Annotated in this window: 16 protein-coding genes and 1 tRNA gene; 8 read left to right on the forward strand and 9 right to left on the reverse strand. The window is 36.6% G+C overall.

From position 1 onward, the window contains the following. The first annotated feature begins 292 nt into the window (after positions 1-292). The 4 genes from C5N92_RS07570 to C5N92_RS07585 all read left to right on the forward strand — a co-directional run bounded on the left by C5N92_RS07570 (position 293) and on the right by C5N92_RS07585 (position 7,650). Positions 293-826 (forward strand): toxin-activating lysine-acyltransferase, encoded by a 534-nt coding sequence (locus tag C5N92_RS07570; RefSeq protein WP_111750238.1) that lies wholly within the window; start codon positions 293-295, stop codon positions 824-826. After that, complete coding sequence (locus tag C5N92_RS07575) at positions 823-4,011, forward strand: RTX family hemolysin (protein ID WP_111750239.1); 3,189 nt, start codon at positions 823-825, stop codon at positions 4,009-4,011. Before C5N92_RS07570 ends, C5N92_RS07575 begins: the two co-directional genes overlap by 4 nt. Positions 4,012-4,081: 70 nt before the next feature. Continuing rightward, on the forward strand, positions 4,082-6,205 hold the full coding sequence (locus C5N92_RS07580) for a type I secretion system permease/ATPase (protein ID WP_111750240.1): 2,124 nt from the start codon (positions 4,082-4,084) through the stop codon (positions 6,203-6,205). Between the two features lie 11 nt (positions 6,206-6,216). Then, positions 6,217-7,650 carry an HlyD family type I secretion periplasmic adaptor subunit gene (locus C5N92_RS07585; protein WP_111750241.1) on the forward strand — a complete coding sequence of 478 codons (1,434 nt, stop codon included), beginning with the start codon at positions 6,217-6,219 and terminating at the stop codon, positions 7,648-7,650. Between the two features lie 117 nt (positions 7,651-7,767). Here the strand turns inward: C5N92_RS07585 and secF are convergent, their stop codons facing one another. Genes secF through yajC form a run of 3 tightly spaced genes read right to left on the reverse strand, consistent with a single transcriptional unit; the run spans position 7,768 to position 10,915 of the window. Then, complete coding sequence (secF, locus tag C5N92_RS07590; protein ID WP_111750242.1) at positions 7,768-8,739, reverse strand: protein translocase subunit SecF; 972 nt, start codon at positions 8,737-8,739, stop codon at positions 7,768-7,770. A gap of 10 nt (positions 8,740-8,749) precedes the next feature. Then, complete coding sequence (gene secD / locus C5N92_RS07595) at positions 8,750-10,594, reverse strand: protein translocase subunit SecD (RefSeq protein ID WP_111750243.1); 1,845 nt, start codon at positions 10,592-10,594, stop codon at positions 8,750-8,752. A 27-nt stretch (positions 10,595-10,621) separates the two neighbouring features. Beyond that, a complete protein-coding gene (gene yajC / locus C5N92_RS07600; RefSeq protein WP_111750244.1) occupies positions 10,622-10,915 on the reverse strand; it encodes a preprotein translocase subunit YajC in 294 nt (97 codons plus the stop codon). Positions 10,916-11,124: 209 nt separating this feature from the next. Between yajC and C5N92_RS07605 the strand changes: the two genes are divergently transcribed. Beyond that, entirely contained in the window at positions 11,125-11,685 is a 561-nt protein-coding gene (locus tag C5N92_RS07605) for a YtfJ family protein (RefSeq protein ID WP_111750245.1), read from the forward strand. Between the two features lie 106 nt (positions 11,686-11,791). On the opposite strand, the gene ruvX is transcribed toward C5N92_RS07605, so the two are convergent. The 4 genes from ruvX to C5N92_RS07625 form a co-directional block, all read right to left on the reverse strand. Further along, entirely contained in the window at positions 11,792-12,205 is a 414-nt protein-coding gene (ruvX, locus tag C5N92_RS07610) for a Holliday junction resolvase RuvX (protein WP_111750246.1), read from the reverse strand. Next, on the reverse strand, positions 12,205-12,762 hold the full coding sequence (locus C5N92_RS07615) for a YqgE/AlgH family protein (protein ID WP_111750247.1): 558 nt from the start codon (positions 12,760-12,762) through the stop codon (positions 12,205-12,207). The genes ruvX and C5N92_RS07615 overlap by 1 nt, the downstream gene beginning before the upstream one ends. After that, the gene (rsmE, locus tag C5N92_RS07620; RefSeq protein ID WP_111750248.1) at positions 12,763-13,497 is read right to left on the reverse strand and encodes a 16S rRNA (uracil(1498)-N(3))-methyltransferase; all 735 of its coding nucleotides are present in this window, start codon (positions 13,495-13,497) and stop codon (positions 12,763-12,765) included. A 77-nt stretch (positions 13,498-13,574) separates the two neighbouring features. After that, on the reverse strand, positions 13,575-14,162 hold the full coding sequence (locus C5N92_RS07625) for a YajG family lipoprotein (RefSeq protein WP_111750249.1): 588 nt from the start codon (positions 14,160-14,162) through the stop codon (positions 13,575-13,577). Between the two features lie 83 nt (positions 14,163-14,245). Between C5N92_RS07625 and C5N92_RS07630 the strand changes: the two genes are divergently transcribed. Beyond that, the gene (locus C5N92_RS07630) at positions 14,246-14,557 is read left to right on the forward strand and encodes a BolA family protein (protein ID WP_111750250.1); all 312 of its coding nucleotides are present in this window, start codon (positions 14,246-14,248) and stop codon (positions 14,555-14,557) included. A 108-nt stretch (positions 14,558-14,665) separates the two neighbouring features. After that, a tRNA-Ser gene (locus C5N92_RS07635) sits at positions 14,666-14,755 on the forward strand. A gap of 141 nt (positions 14,756-14,896) precedes the next feature. Here C5N92_RS07635 and C5N92_RS07640 read toward each other — a convergent pair. Next, a complete protein-coding gene (locus C5N92_RS07640; RefSeq protein ID WP_111750251.1) occupies positions 14,897-15,271 on the reverse strand; it encodes a copper resistance protein NlpE in 375 nt (124 codons plus the stop codon). Positions 15,272-15,289: 18 nt separating this feature from the next. Next, on the reverse strand, positions 15,290-15,598 hold the full coding sequence (locus tag C5N92_RS07645; protein WP_111750252.1) for a DciA family protein: 309 nt from the start codon (positions 15,596-15,598) through the stop codon (positions 15,290-15,292). Positions 15,599-15,702: 104 nt separating this feature from the next. On the opposite strand from C5N92_RS07645, the gene secM reads away from it, so the two are divergent. Beyond that, positions 15,703-16,023 carry a secA translation cis-regulator SecM gene (gene secM / locus C5N92_RS07650; RefSeq protein WP_111750253.1) on the forward strand — a complete coding sequence of 107 codons (321 nt, stop codon included), beginning with the start codon at positions 15,703-15,705 and terminating at the stop codon, positions 16,021-16,023. Positions 16,024-16,062: the final 39 nt, after the last annotated feature.

A 16,062-nucleotide genomic window follows, 5' to 3' on the forward strand; every position in this document is an offset into this window, starting at 1 on the left:
GCATATAAGGTAGAGATCGGACCAGTAAAGTGTACTATACAAATAATCGTAAATTTAAGTAAAATTATCATTTTATGAAACAAAATTTAATTGGGTTTATTGAGCATCTTTCCTTAATTTATCTATGAGTAATTAGATCTTCTTAAATATAATCATGTGGCATGATAACTGTTTATGCCGTCTCTTCCTTATCTTTTTGATATAACAAATGGTCATATTTTTTTTACGAACAATTTTGTTAGAATGCGGTCATATATAATAAATAGTTCTTAAAGCATGCTGGAACAAAGCTATGAGTTATAAAAATGTTAAGAATTTGACAAATGATTTTACAATTTTAGGACATGTTGCTTGGTTATGGGCGAATTCTCCTTTGCATAAAGATTGGCCTATTTCTCTATTTGCTAAAAATATTCTACCCGCTATTCAACATAATCAATATGTATTGTTGATGCGAGATGAATTCCCAGTGGCATTTTGTTGTTGGGCAAATTTAACATTAGCTAATGAAGTGAAGTATGTATGTGATGTGACTTCATTAACACTTGAAGACTGGAATTCGGGAGAGCGCAAATGGTTTATTGATTGGATTGCCCCATTTGGGGATAACAATATGCTTTATCAGCATATGCGTAAAAAATTTCCTTATGATGTATTCCGTGCTATTCGTGTATATCCTGGCTCCACTGAAGCAAAAATTATTCATGTTCAAGGAGGAAAAGTCGATAAATCAATAGCAAAAAAATTAAAACAACAATATCAAGAAGAACTTACTTATGTTCTTAATAATTTAACAACAGAAAAATTAAAAGGAGACAAAATATGAGTACATGGTCAAGCATGCTCTCAGATCTTAAAAAACAGGCAGAAATAGCCAAACAGCAAGCAAAAAAAGGCTATAACGTAACTAAAAATGGCCTGCAATATGGGGTGAGTCAAGCTAAATTACAAGCACTAGCAGCTGGTAAAGCGACTCAAAAACTCGGGAATAGACTCGTGTTAGCGATTCCGAAAGATTATGATGGAAATCTCGGTAACGGTTTATTTGATTTAGTGAAAGCTGCCGAAGAATTAGGCATTCAAGTGCAATATGTCGACCGAAATGATCTAGAAATTGCTCACAAAAGCTTAGGTGTAGCAGATCAATTTTTAGGGCTAACAGAACGTGGTCTCACTTTATTTCTCCCTCAATTAGATAAATTTTTAAAGGATCACTCAAAGATTTCTAATGTTGTTGGTAGTTCAACGGGAGAAACTATAGATAAGTTGGCTAAGGGCCAAGCGGTTATTTCAGGTATTCAGTCTGTATTAGGCACTGTATTAGCGGGGATTAATCTCAATGAAGCTATTATTAGTGGTGGTTCTGAACTTGAATTAGCTAAAGCAGGCGTTGCTTTAACATCCGAACTTGTCAGCAATATAGCTAAAGGTACAGCAACTGTTGAAGCCTTTACTGAACAAATTCAGAATTTTGGGAAACTGGTAGAAAATGCTAAAGGCTTAGGCGGTGTTGGTCGTCAATTGCAACAGATTTCAGGTTCTGCATTAACTAAAACAGGATTAGGCTTGGATATTATTTCAAGTTTACTTTCAGGAGTTACGGCAAGTTTTGCGCTTGCTGATAAAAATGCATCAACAGGCACTAGAGTTGCCGCAGGTTTTGAACTTTCTAATCAAGTAATTGGCGGTATTACAAAAGCAGTATCAAGCTATATTCTGGCTCAGAGATTAGCAGCAGGCTTATCAACTACTGGTCCTGCGGCTGCGCTAATTGCATCTAGTATTTCTTTAGCTATAAGCCCGCTCGCATTCTTACGTGTGGCAGATAATTTCAACCGCTCTAAAGAAATTAGTGAATTTGCAGAACGCTTCAAAAAACTAGGCTATGAGGGAGATAAACTACTTTCAGAGTTTTATCATGAAGCAGGTACTATTGATGCATCTATTACTACAATTAGTACAGCGCTTTCTGCTATCGCAGCAGGCACTGCTGCTGCAAGTGCAGGTGCATTGGTTGGAGCGCCAATTACTTTATTAGTTACAGGTATTACAGGACTCATTTCTGGTATTTTAGAGTTCTCTAAACAGCCGATGTTAGATCATGTTGCATCAAAACTAGGTAGTAAGATTGATGAATGGGAGAAAAAATACGGTAAAAATTACTTCGAAAATGGATATGATGCTCGTCATAAAGCCTTTTTAGAAGATTCATTCTCTTTATTATCAAGTTTCAATAAACAATATGAAACAGAAAGAGCTGTATTAATTACTCAACAACGTTGGGATGAATATATTGGTGAACTAGCAGGTATTACAAGTAAAGGGGATAAAATCTCCAGTGGTAAGGCATATGTTGATTATTTTGCAGAAGGTAAATTATTAGAGAAAAAACCTGATGACTTTGAGAAAGTTGTATTCGACCCAACTCAAGGGAAAATTGATATTTCAAATAGTCAAACATCAACGCTATTAAAATTTGTTACACCATTATTAACACCTGGTACAGAATCACGAGAACGGACTCAAACAGGTAAATATGAATATGTGACGAAATTAGTGGTAAATGGTGTAAATCAGTGGTCTGTTAATGGCGTAAAAAATAAAGGTGCTGTCTATGATTATACTAATTTAATCCAGCATGCACATATCAGCTCATCTGTTGCTCGTGGTGAAGAGTACCGTGAAGTTCGTCTTACATCCCATCTTGGTCATGGTAATGACAAAGTGTTCTTGGCTGCAGGTTCTTCAGAGATTCATGCTGGTCAAGGTCATGATGTAGTTTATTATGACAAAACAGATACGGGGCTTTTGGTCGTTGATGGAACTAAATCAACTGAACAAGGACGCTATTCGGTAACTCGAGAATTAAGTGGTGCTACAAAAATTCTTCGAGAAGTTGTGAAAAAACAAAAATCTTCTGTAGGTAAACGTGAAGAGACTTTGGAATATCGTGATTATGAATTGACTCAGTCAGGTAATAGTAATCTAAAAGCACAAGATGAGCTTCATTCTGTTGAAGAAGTTATTGGAAGTAACCACAGAGACGAGTTCAAAGGTAGCAAGTTTAGGGATATTTTCCACGGTGCCGAAGATGACGATTTATTACACGGTAATGATGGCGATGATATCTTACACGGAGACAAAGGTAACGATGAATTACGTGGAGATAGCGGCGATGACCAGCTTTATGGTGGAGAAGGTGATGACAAACTCCTTGGAGGTAATGGTAATAATTATCTCAGTGGGGGAGATGGTAACGACGAACTTCAGGTTTTCGGTTATGGTTCCAATGTTCTTCGTGGCGGTAAAGGCGACGATAAACTTTATGGTGGTGCAGGAGCTGATTTACTTGAAGGTGGAGAAGGTAATGATTACTTAGAAGGTGGAGAAGGTAGCGATTTCTATATTTATCGCTCAGCTTCAGGTCAACATACTATTTATGATCAGGGTAAGGCTAGCGATTCAGATAAATTATATTTATCAGATATTTCTTTTGATAGTCTATCAATTAAAAGGGTCAATAATAACCTTGAGTTTAGAAACCATAGTAATGGTTCTAACTTACTCACGGTCAAAGACTGGTTTATAGCAGGCAACAATCATAATCATAAGATTGAGAAAATTATTGATAAAAATGGTAGACAATTGACTGCAGAGAGTTTAGAAGCATCTCTTAATAATAAAGATAGTTTACTCCATAATGCTATTAAGGATCAAAATGAAAGCAACTTAGCTTCAATCAAAAATGAACTAAGTAAGATCATTTCGAGTGCAGGTAATTTTGGCCTAGCAAAACGTACTGAAAAGGAAATTGTTTCAGTGGCTAATGAATTTGACGAATTCAGTAGAATCAATACGACTCCTTCTGCATCATTGAATAATGATGTAAGTAAAATCGTATCTTCTGCGAGCACTTTTACAAGTTCACATGTTGCTGGTACAGGCTTAGGACTGATGTCATCAACTAATGTAAACTCAGTTATATTAAGTAGTTTAGCTAGAGCAGCTTAACCATTTTTAATAATCAATAGCAATCCTAGAAAAATCTTAGGATTGCTATTTTATTTTTATGGAGTCATAAATGTCCTTCAACGAAACAAAAGATTATGGATTACATGCCTTAGTAATTCTTGCACAGTATCATAATGTTGCTGTAAGTCCTGAAGAAATAAAACATAAATTTGATCTAGATGGTAAAGGCTTAAATTTGACATCATGGTTATTAGCAGCAAAGTCACTAGATTTGAAAGCTAAAAGGGTAGAAAAAAGTATTGATAGATTGCCATTTATTCACCTTCCAGCATTGATTTGGCGAGATGATGGTCAGCATGTGATTCTTACAAAAATTGATACCCAAACGAATCGTTATCTTATCTTTGACCTAGAAGAACGGAATCCAAAAGTGTTAAGTGATGTAGAGTTCCAACAGCTTTTTCAAGGCAGTGTGGTTCTTATCACTTCTCGTGCTTCTATTATGGGGCAATTAGCAAAGTTTGATTTTACTTGGTTTATCCCAGCAGTAATTAAATATCGTAAAATTTTTGTTGAGACAATAATTGTATCTATTTTTCTACAACTTTTTGCGTTAATTACTCCGCTGTTTTTCCAAGTTGTTATGGATAAAGTCCTCGTGCATCGAGGTTTCTCAACGCTTAATGTTATTACAATAGCATTAGCCATTGTGGTGATCTTTGAAATTGTTTTAAGTGGTTTACGAACTTATGTATTTTCTCATAGTACTAGCCGAATTGATGTAGAACTTGGAGCAAAATTATTCCGTCATTTGTTAGCATTACCAATTTCGTATTTTGAAAATAGACGAGTAGGAGATACTGTTGCACGTGTACGAGAATTAGATCAAATACGTAATTTCTTAACAGGCCAAGCTCTTACTTCTGTATTGGATCTCTTATTTTCTTTCATTTTCTTTGCTGTAATGTGGTATTACAGCCCAAAACTGACTATTGTCATTTTGTTATCGTTACCTTGCTATATCGCATGGTCACTATTTATTAGTCCAATACTTCGTCGCCGTTTAGATGAAAAATTTGCTAGAAATGCGGATAACCAATCCTTTTTAGTAGAATCTGTCACTGCAATTGATACGATTAAAGCCCTAGCAGTAACACCACAGATGACCAATATTTGGGATAAACAATTAGCGAGCTATGTATCGGCAGATTTCCGAGTAACGGTATTGGCAACGATTGGGCAACAAGGTGTACAACTTATTCAAAAAGCGGTAATGATCATTAACTTATGGCTGGGAGCTCATTTAGTTATATCAGGTGATCTTAGCATTGGGCAATTAATTGCTTTTAATATGCTTTCAGGGCAAGTAATCGCACCAGTCGTCCGTTTAGCACAGTTATGGCAAGATTTTCAACAAGTAGGAATTTCAATTACGAGATTGGGAGATGTATTAAATTCTCCTACAGAAAATTTTCGTGGCAAACTGTCACTACCAGAAATTAACGGTGATATTGCTTTTAAAAATATTCGTTTTCGTTATAAACCTGATGCACCTGTAATCTTAGATGATGTAAATTTATCAATTAAACAGGGAGAAGTAGTGGGTATAGTTGGGCGATCTGGCTCAGGTAAAAGTACTCTCACCAAATTACTACAACGTTTTTATACTCCAGAAAACGGGCAAGTGTTAATTGATGGACATGATCTTGCCCTTGCAGATCCTAATTGGTTACGTCGACAGGTTGGGGTAGTTTTACAAGATAATGTGTTACTGAATCGTAGTATTCGTGACAATATCGCACTTACTGATCCAAGTATGCCTATGGAAAGAGTTATTTATGCCGCAAAATTAGCTGGAGCACATGATTTTATCTCTGAATTACGTGAAGGTTACAATACTATTGTAGGAGAACAAGGCACAGGACTATCTGGAGGACAGCGTCAACGTATTGCTATTGCGAGAGCTTTAGTAAATAACCCTAGAATATTGATTTTTGATGAAGCTACAAGCGCATTAGATTATGAATCTGAGCATATCATTATGCGTAATATGCAGAAAATTTGCCATGGTCGTACAGTAATCATTATTGCACACCGCCTTTCTACAGTAAAAAATGCCGATCGCATTATTGTGATGGAAAAAGGGCATATTGTGGAACAAGGTGCTCATAATGAATTACTCAAAAATCAAGATGGGCTTTATTACTATCTCAACCAACTACAATCAAATTAAGGTGAAATAGCATGAAATTATGGATTATAGGACTCTGGGAATTTTTTCAACGCTATCGTAATATTTGGCGAGAAGTATGGAAAATTCGTAAACAACTTGATACTCCAGCTAGACAAAAAGATGAAAATGAATTTTTACCTGCACATCTAGAATTAATTGAAACGCCAATATCAAAGAGACCACGTCTAATTGCGTATTTGATTATGTTGTTTCTACTTTTAGCTATTATTATTTCTATTGTTAGCAAAGTAGAAATTGTCGCCAGTGCTACGGGTAAATTGGTATTTAGAGGGCATAGTAAAGAAATAAAGCCTATCGAAAATGCATTGGTTAAAGACATACTTGTTAAAGAAGGTGAATTTGTTGAAAAAGGGCAATTACTTCTAAATCTTACTGCACTCGGTGCTGATGCAGATCAACAAAAAACGAAAGTATCATTAGGACTAGAAAAGTTAGATGGTTATCGATATAGAGCCTTGTTATACAGTATTGAGCACGATAGATTACCTTTATTAGATTTTAATCAGGCTGATTTTGATGCAGTACAAGATGAAGATAAAGCTAATACGCGACATTTAATTACTGAACAATTTGAAACATGGCAAAAACAAAAATACCAAAAAGAATTAGCGTATCAACGTAAGCAAGCTGAACGGCAGACGGTGTTGGCTAATATCCGAAAATATGAAGCTGCTAGTCGTATTGAGAAGGAAAAACTAGGTGATTTAAAAAAACTATATAATGTAAAATCTGTTTCTAAGCATGAATTATTGGCTCAAGAAAATAGATATGTTGAGGTTGTTAATGAACTGTCCGTCTATCAGTCTCATCTTAAAGAAATTGACAGCGATGTGTTACAGGCTCAAGAGTCCTTACAATTAGTTACTCAATTGTTTAAAAGCGATATTTTGGAAAAATTGCAACAAAATATACAACGTGAAAAACAACTCACTTTAGAACTTGAAAAAAATGAGCAACGTCAATTTGCATCTATTATTCGTGCACCTGTATCAGGGACAGTTCAACAGCTAAAAACTCATACAAAGGGTGGTGTGGTGACTACAGCTGAAACGTTAATGGTTATTGCACCTAAAGACGATGTATTAGAAGTGAGTGTATTAATTCAAAATAAAGATATAGGTTTTGTTGAAGTTGGACAAGAAGCAGTGATTAAAGTGGAAACATTCCCTTATACAAGATATGGGTATCTCTATGGAAAAGTAAAGAATATTACTTTGGATGCTATAGAGCACCCACAGCTTGGTTTGGTATTTAATTCTATTATTGAAATCAATAAAGAGACATTAACCAATGGTAATAAGGAAGTACAATTAAGTTCAGGAATGAATGTTGTTGCAGAGATAAAAACAGGGGAACGTAGTGTTATTAGTTTCCTACTGAGTCCACTAGAAGAGTCCTTTACTGAAAGTTTAAGGGAGCGTTAAATAATCATTCCTTCCTTTTCTACTCAATATTATTAGTAAATGTATAAATAAAAAGAGTTGCTAGGAATTATAGAAATAATTTTTAGCAACTCTTTTGTTTAGATACATAGTTTTAGATTAGTAATCTGTTAAAGATTTCTGATCTGCACCTTCTTTTTCAACTACAGGTTGAATCATATGTTCACGTTTTAGCCCTAATGCAAGAGCAACACCAACAGCAACATAAATAGAAGAGTAAGTACCAAATGCAATACCAATGAGTAATGCAAGAGAGAAACTATGCAACGTTGGACCACCAAGCCAGTAAAGTGCTAATACAACAAATAATGTTGTAACAGATGTCATCAATGTTCTTGATAGTGTTTGGCTTAATGAAATATCAATAATTTCTTGTGATGTTGCACGGCGAATTTTAGGGAAGTTTTCCCGCACTCGGTCAAATACAACGATACTGTCATTGAGAGAATAACCTACTACAGACAAAATTGCTGCAACGAAGGTTAAGTCAATCTCAATTTGTAGGTAAGAGAATATCCCAATAGTTACCATCACATCATGAAATAATGCCAATACCCCACCAGCAGCGAGACGCCATTCAAAACGAATACCGACATAAAGTAAGAGCATTGCTAAGGTGGCGAGTGTTCCGTAGATCGCACCTTGAGTAAGTTCTTCACCAACATTAGGTCCTACAAACTCAATACTTTGGATTTTAGCTTCAGGATCGAGTTTTTGGTGGATAATATCCATGACTTTATTTCCTAAAGTCATATCGCCTGCAGATGCAGGTAAACGGATCATAATGTCTTTTTGTCCACCAAAGGTTTGTACCAATGCACTAGAGTATCCGCTTTCATCTAATACTGAACGTACTTTAGCAAGATCTGCTGGCTGAGAGAAATTAGTTTCTATAACAGTTCCGCCAGTAAAGTCTAATCCCCAGTTGAATCCTTTTGTTACTACCGAAAAAATACATAATGCCGTAACAATAATTGAGAAAGTAAAGGCAATCATTCGGTATTTCATAAAAGGAACCAAACGATACGGGAGCTTGATTTCCACTTCTTTTTCTGTTGTTTGAACAGTCATTTGATTCCCCTTAAATCCAAAGTTTTTTCACTCGTTTACCGCCGTAAACAAGGTTCACTAACATACGTGTCCCTGTAATTGCTGTAAACATAGAGATCATTACCCCCAAAGCAAGGGTAACAGCAAAGCCTTTTACAGGACCTGTTCCTACGGCATAAAGGATTAATGAAACTAAAACAGTTGTTAAGTTTGAGTCGAAGATACTCGTAAATGCACCATTATATCCTTCGTGAATAGCTTGTTGGATTGGTCTTCCATTACGGATTTCTTCTTTGATACGTTCATAAATTAATACGTTAGCATCAATCGACATCCCTACCGCAAGAACAATCCCTGCAATACCAGGCATAGTTAATGTTGCACCAATTAAAGACATTAAACCAATCGTGAGTACCAAGTTTGCTAATAGTGCAGCGGTTGCAAATAAACCAAATACTTTATAGAACACGACACAGAATAAAATAGTTAATCCTAATCCTAATAATCCAGCATCCATCCCTTGTGCAACATTATCTGCACCTAGAGATGCACCGATTGTTCGTTCTTCAACAATCACGATAGGTGCAATTAATGCTCCTGAACGAAGTAATACAGCTAGATTTTGCGCTTCTGCGGCACTATTAATGCCAGTGATTTGGAAACTACTACCTAAACGAGAGTTAATGGTTGCGACATTGATCACTTCTTCATGTTTCTCTAAGATCACTTTACCATTTGCATCTCGACGTCCAGAGTCTTTAAATTCACTGAAGAGCGTTGCCATTGGTTTACCAACAGCTGATTTAGTCGCATTTGACATTAAATCACCACCAGCCGCATCAAGAGTAATACTTACATTTGGTAAGCCTCTTTCGTCTTTGCCTGATGTTGCATTAATAATATGTTCACCACCTAAAATGACTTTACGATAAAGTACGGTTGGAGAACCTTCTCGACTATATTTCACTTCAGAATCGGCAGGAACGATACCACGCGCAGCAGATTCTACATTCGCATTTACATTTACGAGACGGAATTCTAAAGTCGCAGTTGCACCAAGAATTTCTTTTGCTCTTGCTGTATCTTGTACACCAGGTAATTCGACAACAATACGATCAGCACCTTGGCGTTGAATAGTAGGCTCAGACACACCTAGTTCTTCAACACGCTTACGTAAGATAGATAAGTTTTGTTCAATGGCTAAATCGCGAGAAGTAGCTAAACCTTGAGCGGATTGAGCAAAAAGAACAACAGTTGGAGAAACAAATGTAGCTTCTAGATTTGGATTTGTTCTACGAATATAACGAACGGCTTTATCTGCTGTGTCAGCATCAATAAATTCAACTTCATTTGCAAAATTTTCTGCTTTTCTAACCGCTTTGTATTGCCATTTTTCCTTACGGAAATCGTTACGTAAGGTATCTTGAAGCTGATCTTGTTGTTTAGCCAATGCAGTATTCATATCGACTTCCATTAGGAAGCGAACACCACCACGCAAGTCTAAACCACGTTTCATCGGTTCACCACCGATGGATGTTAGCCATTCAGGTGTCGCAGGCGCAAGATTTAATGCAACAGAATAGTTATTACCTAAAACTTCTGCAATTTTCTCTTTCGCTGGTAACTGTTCTTCATCTTTATTCAAACGAACAAGAATAGAGCCATTTTCGAGAACGGCAGATTTTGGGGTAATGTTTAAAGAGCCAAGTGCAGAATGCACTTGTGTTAGCGTCTCTTGTGACGCTTGTTGCCCACGCGTACCTGAAATTTGTACTGATGGGTCTTCACCATATAAATTTGGAAGGGCATATAAAGCACCAATGGCGACCACAAGGATCACCATTAGGTTCTTCCAAAGAGGGAAACGGTTTAACACGATAAGTCCCCTTTCTCACGGAAAGAATTAAAGAGATTTGAGTGAACCTTTTGGTAACACTGCAACCACGAAATCACGTTTGATCGTCACTTCAGTTGTATCATTTAACGCAATAACGATATTATCGTTATCTGCAGTCACTTTGCTAATTTTACCAATTAAGCCACCGCTTGTTAGCACTTCATCACCTTTTGATAAGCCAGCTAAAAGTTCACGTTGTTGCTTTTGACGTTTTGCTTGTGGGCGATAAATCATAAAATAGAAGATAAGACCGAAAACAACCAAAATAAAGATCATTTCCATTCCGCCGCCTTGTTGCATATAAACTCCTTAAAATCAATATGTTAGAAAATAGAATAGAGTTTTCTCAAATTGTGAGAAAAACGCCCGATAAAATAGCATAAAATCAATAATTAAACGAGTAGAAATTCAGGAAATAGACTCATCAGCTCTGTTTAAATGCTTTTTTATGATAGGGTAGCCAAATATTGTTTCTACTTAGATAAAATTCAATGGTAAAAGAGGAAAAAATGAGAAAAACAGTATTACAAGCGGGTGTTTTAGGTCTATTTTTTGCAAATATTGCATTTGCACATAATGTACAACTCAATCAAACGTTACCTTCAGTTGCCGTTATGCAAGATGGTGAGTTAATCGCAAACGGTAAAAACGTGAGTTATCGTCAATGGCAATCTTCATCTTTAGCAGGTAAAGTTAGAGTAGTTCACCATTTGGCAGGTAGAAGTAGCGTAAAAGAGAAAAATCAGCCGTTGATGGACGCAATTAAAAGTGCAGGCTTTGATCGTTCAAAATATCAAACAACGACCATTATCAATGCCGATGATGCGATTGTTGCCACAGGTGCATTTGTAAAAAGCAGTGCGGAAGATGGGAAATTAGAGAATCCGCATTCTCAAGTTGTCCTTGACCAGAAAAGCACAGTGAAAAATGCATGGAAACTCAAAGAGAAAGAAAGTTTTATTACGGTATTAGATAAAAGCGGTAAAGTACAATTTGTCTCAGAAGGCAAGTTATCACCTGCTCAAAATCAGCAATTGATTGATTTAGTTAAAAAATTAATTTCACAGTAAAAGAGATTTTATCTCTTTAAACTACAATGGCTGGCTCGACAGTTTTAGTCGAACCAGCCATTTTTGAATACAACAAGCGGTCACTTTGTTATAAAACGTTGCAATTTTATTGATTTTCAAACCAACTTTCTAAAATCAGACAAGCGGAAATTGAATCCACTTTATCCTTTTTTAATGCTTTAAAACCACCACGAGCAAAGATCTCGGCTCGGGCTTCTACCGTGGTTAAACGTTCATCTTGTAGTTCAACAGGTAAGTTAAAGCGACCATTTAAACGATTCGCAAATTTCTTGGCTCGTTGGGTGAGCGGTTGTTCTGTACCGTCCATATTTAATGGCAAACCGACCACCAAAAGATCTGGTTGCCATTCGGCGATAACTTTACCGATTAAATCCCAATTAGGAATGCCATCTTGTGCTTTAAATGCGGGTAAACCTTGCGCTGTCCCTGTGATACTTTGTCCTACCGCACAGCCAATGCTGTTTGTGCCAAAGTCAAAAGCTAAAATCGTTTGGCTCATTAAGCTCTCCCTGCTTTTCCTAAAATGCCTTCAATACCTAATAGGGCATTGGCTTCATTCCAACGATCTAAATAGCCTGTTTCAAACAAAATTTTGTTTGATGAAGGAGAGGTTACCCAATAGTTTCGTGCAATTTCATCTTCTAGTTGATCTGCTTTCCAAGTACAGCAACCTAAACAGACAATAAAATGTTCAGGCGCATCTTCTCTTCCAAAGGTATCAAGAATATCGCCTGAAGTCGTTAAGGTTAATCCATCGGCAGTTGGATAGCTATGTAGGAAAAATTGTTCTGTTGGCGTATGTAAAATAAAGCCACGCTCTTGCCCAACAGGACCTCCACTTAATACTAATTGATCTTTCGTATAATTGCGTTCATTTGCCATCAAGAAATCCATTTTTGCCAACAGTTCCATGACAGATAAATCCGTTGGCGAATTAATCATAATGCCCATCGCCCCTTGTTCGTTATGTTCACAAATATAGATAACAGAGCGATCAAAGTATTCATCATTCATTTCTGGTGTGGCAATCAGAAATTGTCCTTGTAAATTCATCATTTAACTTAAATCTCCATAAAGCAGTTGTAATGCTGTAATGGTAGCAAGGGAAGCAGTTTCAGTACGTAAAATGCGTTTACCTAATAAAACTTCGGTGAAGTTTTCTGTCTCTGTCATCGCAATTTCTTCTGGAGAAAGCCCACCTTCTGAGCCAATCAGCAATCTAACTCCTTCTTTGGGTACGTTCGGCAATGATTTCAAGGTATATTTTGCACGAGGGTGTAAATTCAGCTTCAACATACCATCTTGTTCTTTACACCAATCGGTTAATTTCATGATTGGGCGAATTTCAGGAATAATGTTACGCCCGCATTGCTCACATGCCGCAATCGCAATTTTTTGCCATTGCTGAATTTTTTTATCTTGACGTTCGCCATCTAGTTTTACACCACAACGTTCAGACCATAATGGCGTGATAGTCGTGACCCCTAACTCAACGGATTTCTGAATGGTAAATTCCATCCGATCTCCACGAGAGATCACTTGTCCTAAATGAATCGGTAAAGTTGATTCTCGATCGTCTAATTGACTTTGCGTGATGGCAACACTGATCTGTTTTTTACCTACACTTTCAATCACGGCATTAAAAATATGGTTAGAACCATCAAATAAAATCAGTTCTGCGCCTTCGCCCATACGCAGTACTCGACCAACGTGGTTAAAGGCATCTTCACTCAAAATACAGTGGCTTTGATTCGCTAAAGGTTCAGGGTGATATATTCTTGGAATTCGCATGGTTTTTTTCATTAGAGAGAAAACAAGCGGTCGGATTTTGTAAATTTTTTACAAAATCTCACCGCTTGTAAATCGGATTATTTGAATTGATGAATGGCGTTGCCAACTTCATTATCGTTATAGATGGCATAAATGGCATCATTATATGCTTGACTTAGCACTTTATGGATTTCGTTATTATCTGCACCAAACGCCCCTTCGTATCCACGAGAGGTATTAAAATTCTTAGCGAAGTTTCCACGTGCACCTTGTACAACGACTTCAACATTGACATTCGCATTAACTTTATAACGTAAATTACCTTGTTCAACATCGGCGAAGAATTTGCGAACATTCACAATCACATTTGCGTTACCTGCGCCATTGACAATAGTAAAACCTTTGCTATTTAAATTTTGTTGCATTGCTTGTTGGAAAAGCTGTGTTACACTCGGTACAGCATTAAGGCGATTGACATTTCCTGCTGTTGTGTAGCTGGCGACTTCCGCGGAAGTACGTAAATCTTGTGTACTAACATTGACTAAAGCTGTTTGGTTATGAGTATTAAACATTGCGGTAGGCGCCGGTGTCGTGAAGGTTAAGGTATTCGACTGACTTTGACATCCAGCTAATAAAGCTGCGCTTAGCGTTGTGACAGCTAAAATAACTTTTTTGTTGAGTTTCATGATAGATTCCTTTAGTTATATGGATAAAATCGAATAAAGTATAGTATCATCTGCAAAATTTGCCAAATCTAAGAGAGAATAAAATGTCTGTTGAACATACAATTGTAACAAAATTACAATCCCAATTTTTTCCCGATGTACTCCATATTGAAAATGAAAGTCATCGTCATAGTTCTGGCCGTGGGGCTGAATCCCATTTTAAAGTGACGATGGTATCATCTTTGTTTAAGGATAAACGTGCAGTTGCTCGTCACCAAGCGGTTTATACTTGTTTAGCAGATGAATTACAGAATGGCGTTCATGCACTGGCTTTACATCTTTATACGCCAGAAGAGTGGATGGAGCGTAATGAACAGATTCCTGCATCCACAAACTGCTTAGGCCATGGTCATTAACATAATTTATTTTTCTTTATGAAGAAAATGCTTGATTAGACTGTAAAAAATCAGTATAGTTCAATCATCTTTCAGATGTGCATTTTAATGCACATTTTTTATTGATTCGGTGAGATGTCCGAGTGGTTGAAGGAGCACGCCTGGAAAGCGTGTATATGGGAGACTGTATCGGGGGTTCGAATCCCCCTCTCACCGCCATTCAATATGAGAGAGATTCCTTACTGTTTTCATAGATATTTCCTTGGTTAAGTTAAAGTATTTATACTTTTTTTCTTATTTTTTAAGTTATCCCCAAACATTGTTTGGGGATTTTTTTAGGTTATAAGTTTCGGGTTACAATCATTTAGGTGATACTTTTTGTAACTTATAATTGTGCTTACTATTGATTGTATTGCCTGAAGCATCACAAAACTCAACAAAAGTATCAGCAATTTTCAATGCAAGATTATCAGAGTTGGTTAAACGGACAACATTAGGTTTGTTATTATCCCAAGCATAAGTACCTTTTTCGGTAAAAGGGTGTTGCTCTTTATTTTTAAAGTAAACCGTATTGTATTGGTAAGTTTTATCACTATTTAACACAAGTTCGGCCTCAATTTTTTCACAGTCTGCACAAGGTAATGTGCCTTGATAAGTACCTGATACGCTTTTTTGTGGGAGTAATGAGCAAGCACTTAACATTGCAATAAAGGTTGCTAATGCGATTTTTTTCATTCTAATATCCTCTTTAGTTTAAACAGATTTAAAGCTTGGGTTTACTTGAAATTGCAAGACCGTAACTTGTGGAAAATCTGTTTGAATAAGTTTAAGCAAATAGGATTGTTGTAACAATAATCCTTGGCGAATTGTCGCACTTTGAACTTCAAAAGTGAGCAAATTATCGGATAAATTTCGAATCCGGTAAAGTCTACGATACTGCTCTGGCAGTAATTGTTGAATTTTTTGATTTAACTCATTTAGTTCATTAGCTTGTTGGACAATCTTAATCAAATTAGAGTTCTGCAAAATATCATGAATATGTTTTATTGATGAATTTTTCATCTCTTGTACCTATTTAACTTGTTTTTGACGAGATTATCCTTATATTCTGCCTATTCTACAAAAATTGTCGTATAATCAACATTATTTTTTCGCTCGATTTTTCAATGAATTTTTTACGTCGCTTTCATAAACCTGCTTTGTTGTCGCAATTCTTTTTGGGAATTGTGGCAATTTTTGCGTTGCCAGCAGTTCAGCCATCGGCAAATGAAAGTGAGCCACTTCCAACAAATCAGCTTGTTCTGCGTTTAAGTGATTTTTCTGCTGTTCAAAAAGTGGAACTTGAAGCTGCACATTTATTACATTTAGAACAACAGCCTCTTATCACTCCAATTAAACAAGCGGTCGTTTTTTGCGAATTTTTTGCAAAATCTTACCGCTTGGATAGTGTCGCTAGTCCGCCAATTCGGGCGGGGCCTGTGGTTTAATTCTTCTTATTTTACGAAACATCGGGTGGATTTGCTCCG

Source organism: Glaesserella australis (genome assembly GCF_003260095.1).
GTDB lineage: Bacteria > Pseudomonadota > Gammaproteobacteria > Enterobacterales > Pasteurellaceae > Glaesserella > Glaesserella australis.

Coding starts and splice junctions, on each gene's coding strand:
- secM (WP_111750253.1), top strand. CDS start 15,703: ATGAATTTTTTACGTCGCTTTCATAAACCTGCTTTGTTGTCGCAATTC.
- ruvX (WP_111750246.1), bottom strand. CDS start 12,205: ATGAGCCAAACGATTTTAGCTTTTGACTTTGGCACAAACAGCATTGGC.
- rsmE (WP_111750248.1), bottom strand. CDS start 13,497: ATGCGAATTCCAAGAATATATCACCCTGAACCTTTAGCGAATCAAAGC.
- C5N92_RS07630 (WP_111750250.1), top strand. CDS start 14,246: ATGTCTGTTGAACATACAATTGTAACAAAATTACAATCCCAATTTTTT.
- C5N92_RS07605 (WP_111750245.1), top strand. CDS start 11,125: ATGAGAAAAACAGTATTACAAGCGGGTGTTTTAGGTCTATTTTTTGCA.
- C5N92_RS07625 (WP_111750249.1), bottom strand. CDS start 14,162: ATGAAACTCAACAAAAAAGTTATTTTAGCTGTCACAACGCTAAGCGCA.
- secF (WP_111750242.1), bottom strand. CDS start 8,739: ATGACTGTTCAAACAACAGAAAAAGAAGTGGAAATCAAGCTCCCGTAT.
- C5N92_RS07640 (WP_111750251.1), bottom strand. CDS start 15,271: ATGAAAAAAATCGCATTAGCAACCTTTATTGCAATGTTAAGTGCTTGC.
- C5N92_RS07570 (WP_111750238.1), top strand. CDS start 293: ATGAGTTATAAAAATGTTAAGAATTTGACAAATGATTTTACAATTTTA.
- C5N92_RS07580 (WP_111750240.1), top strand. CDS start 4,082: ATGTCCTTCAACGAAACAAAAGATTATGGATTACATGCCTTAGTAATT.
- yajC (WP_111750244.1), bottom strand. CDS start 10,915: ATGCAACAAGGCGGCGGAATGGAAATGATCTTTATTTTGGTTGTTTTC.
- C5N92_RS07615 (WP_111750247.1), bottom strand. CDS start 12,762: ATGATGAATTTACAAGGACAATTTCTGATTGCCACACCAGAAATGAAT.
- C5N92_RS07575 (WP_111750239.1), top strand. CDS start 823: ATGAGTACATGGTCAAGCATGCTCTCAGATCTTAAAAAACAGGCAGAA.
- C5N92_RS07585 (WP_111750241.1), top strand. CDS start 6,217: ATGAAATTATGGATTATAGGACTCTGGGAATTTTTTCAACGCTATCGT.
- C5N92_RS07645 (WP_111750252.1), bottom strand. CDS start 15,598: ATGAAAAATTCATCAATAAAACATATTCATGATATTTTGCAGAACTCT.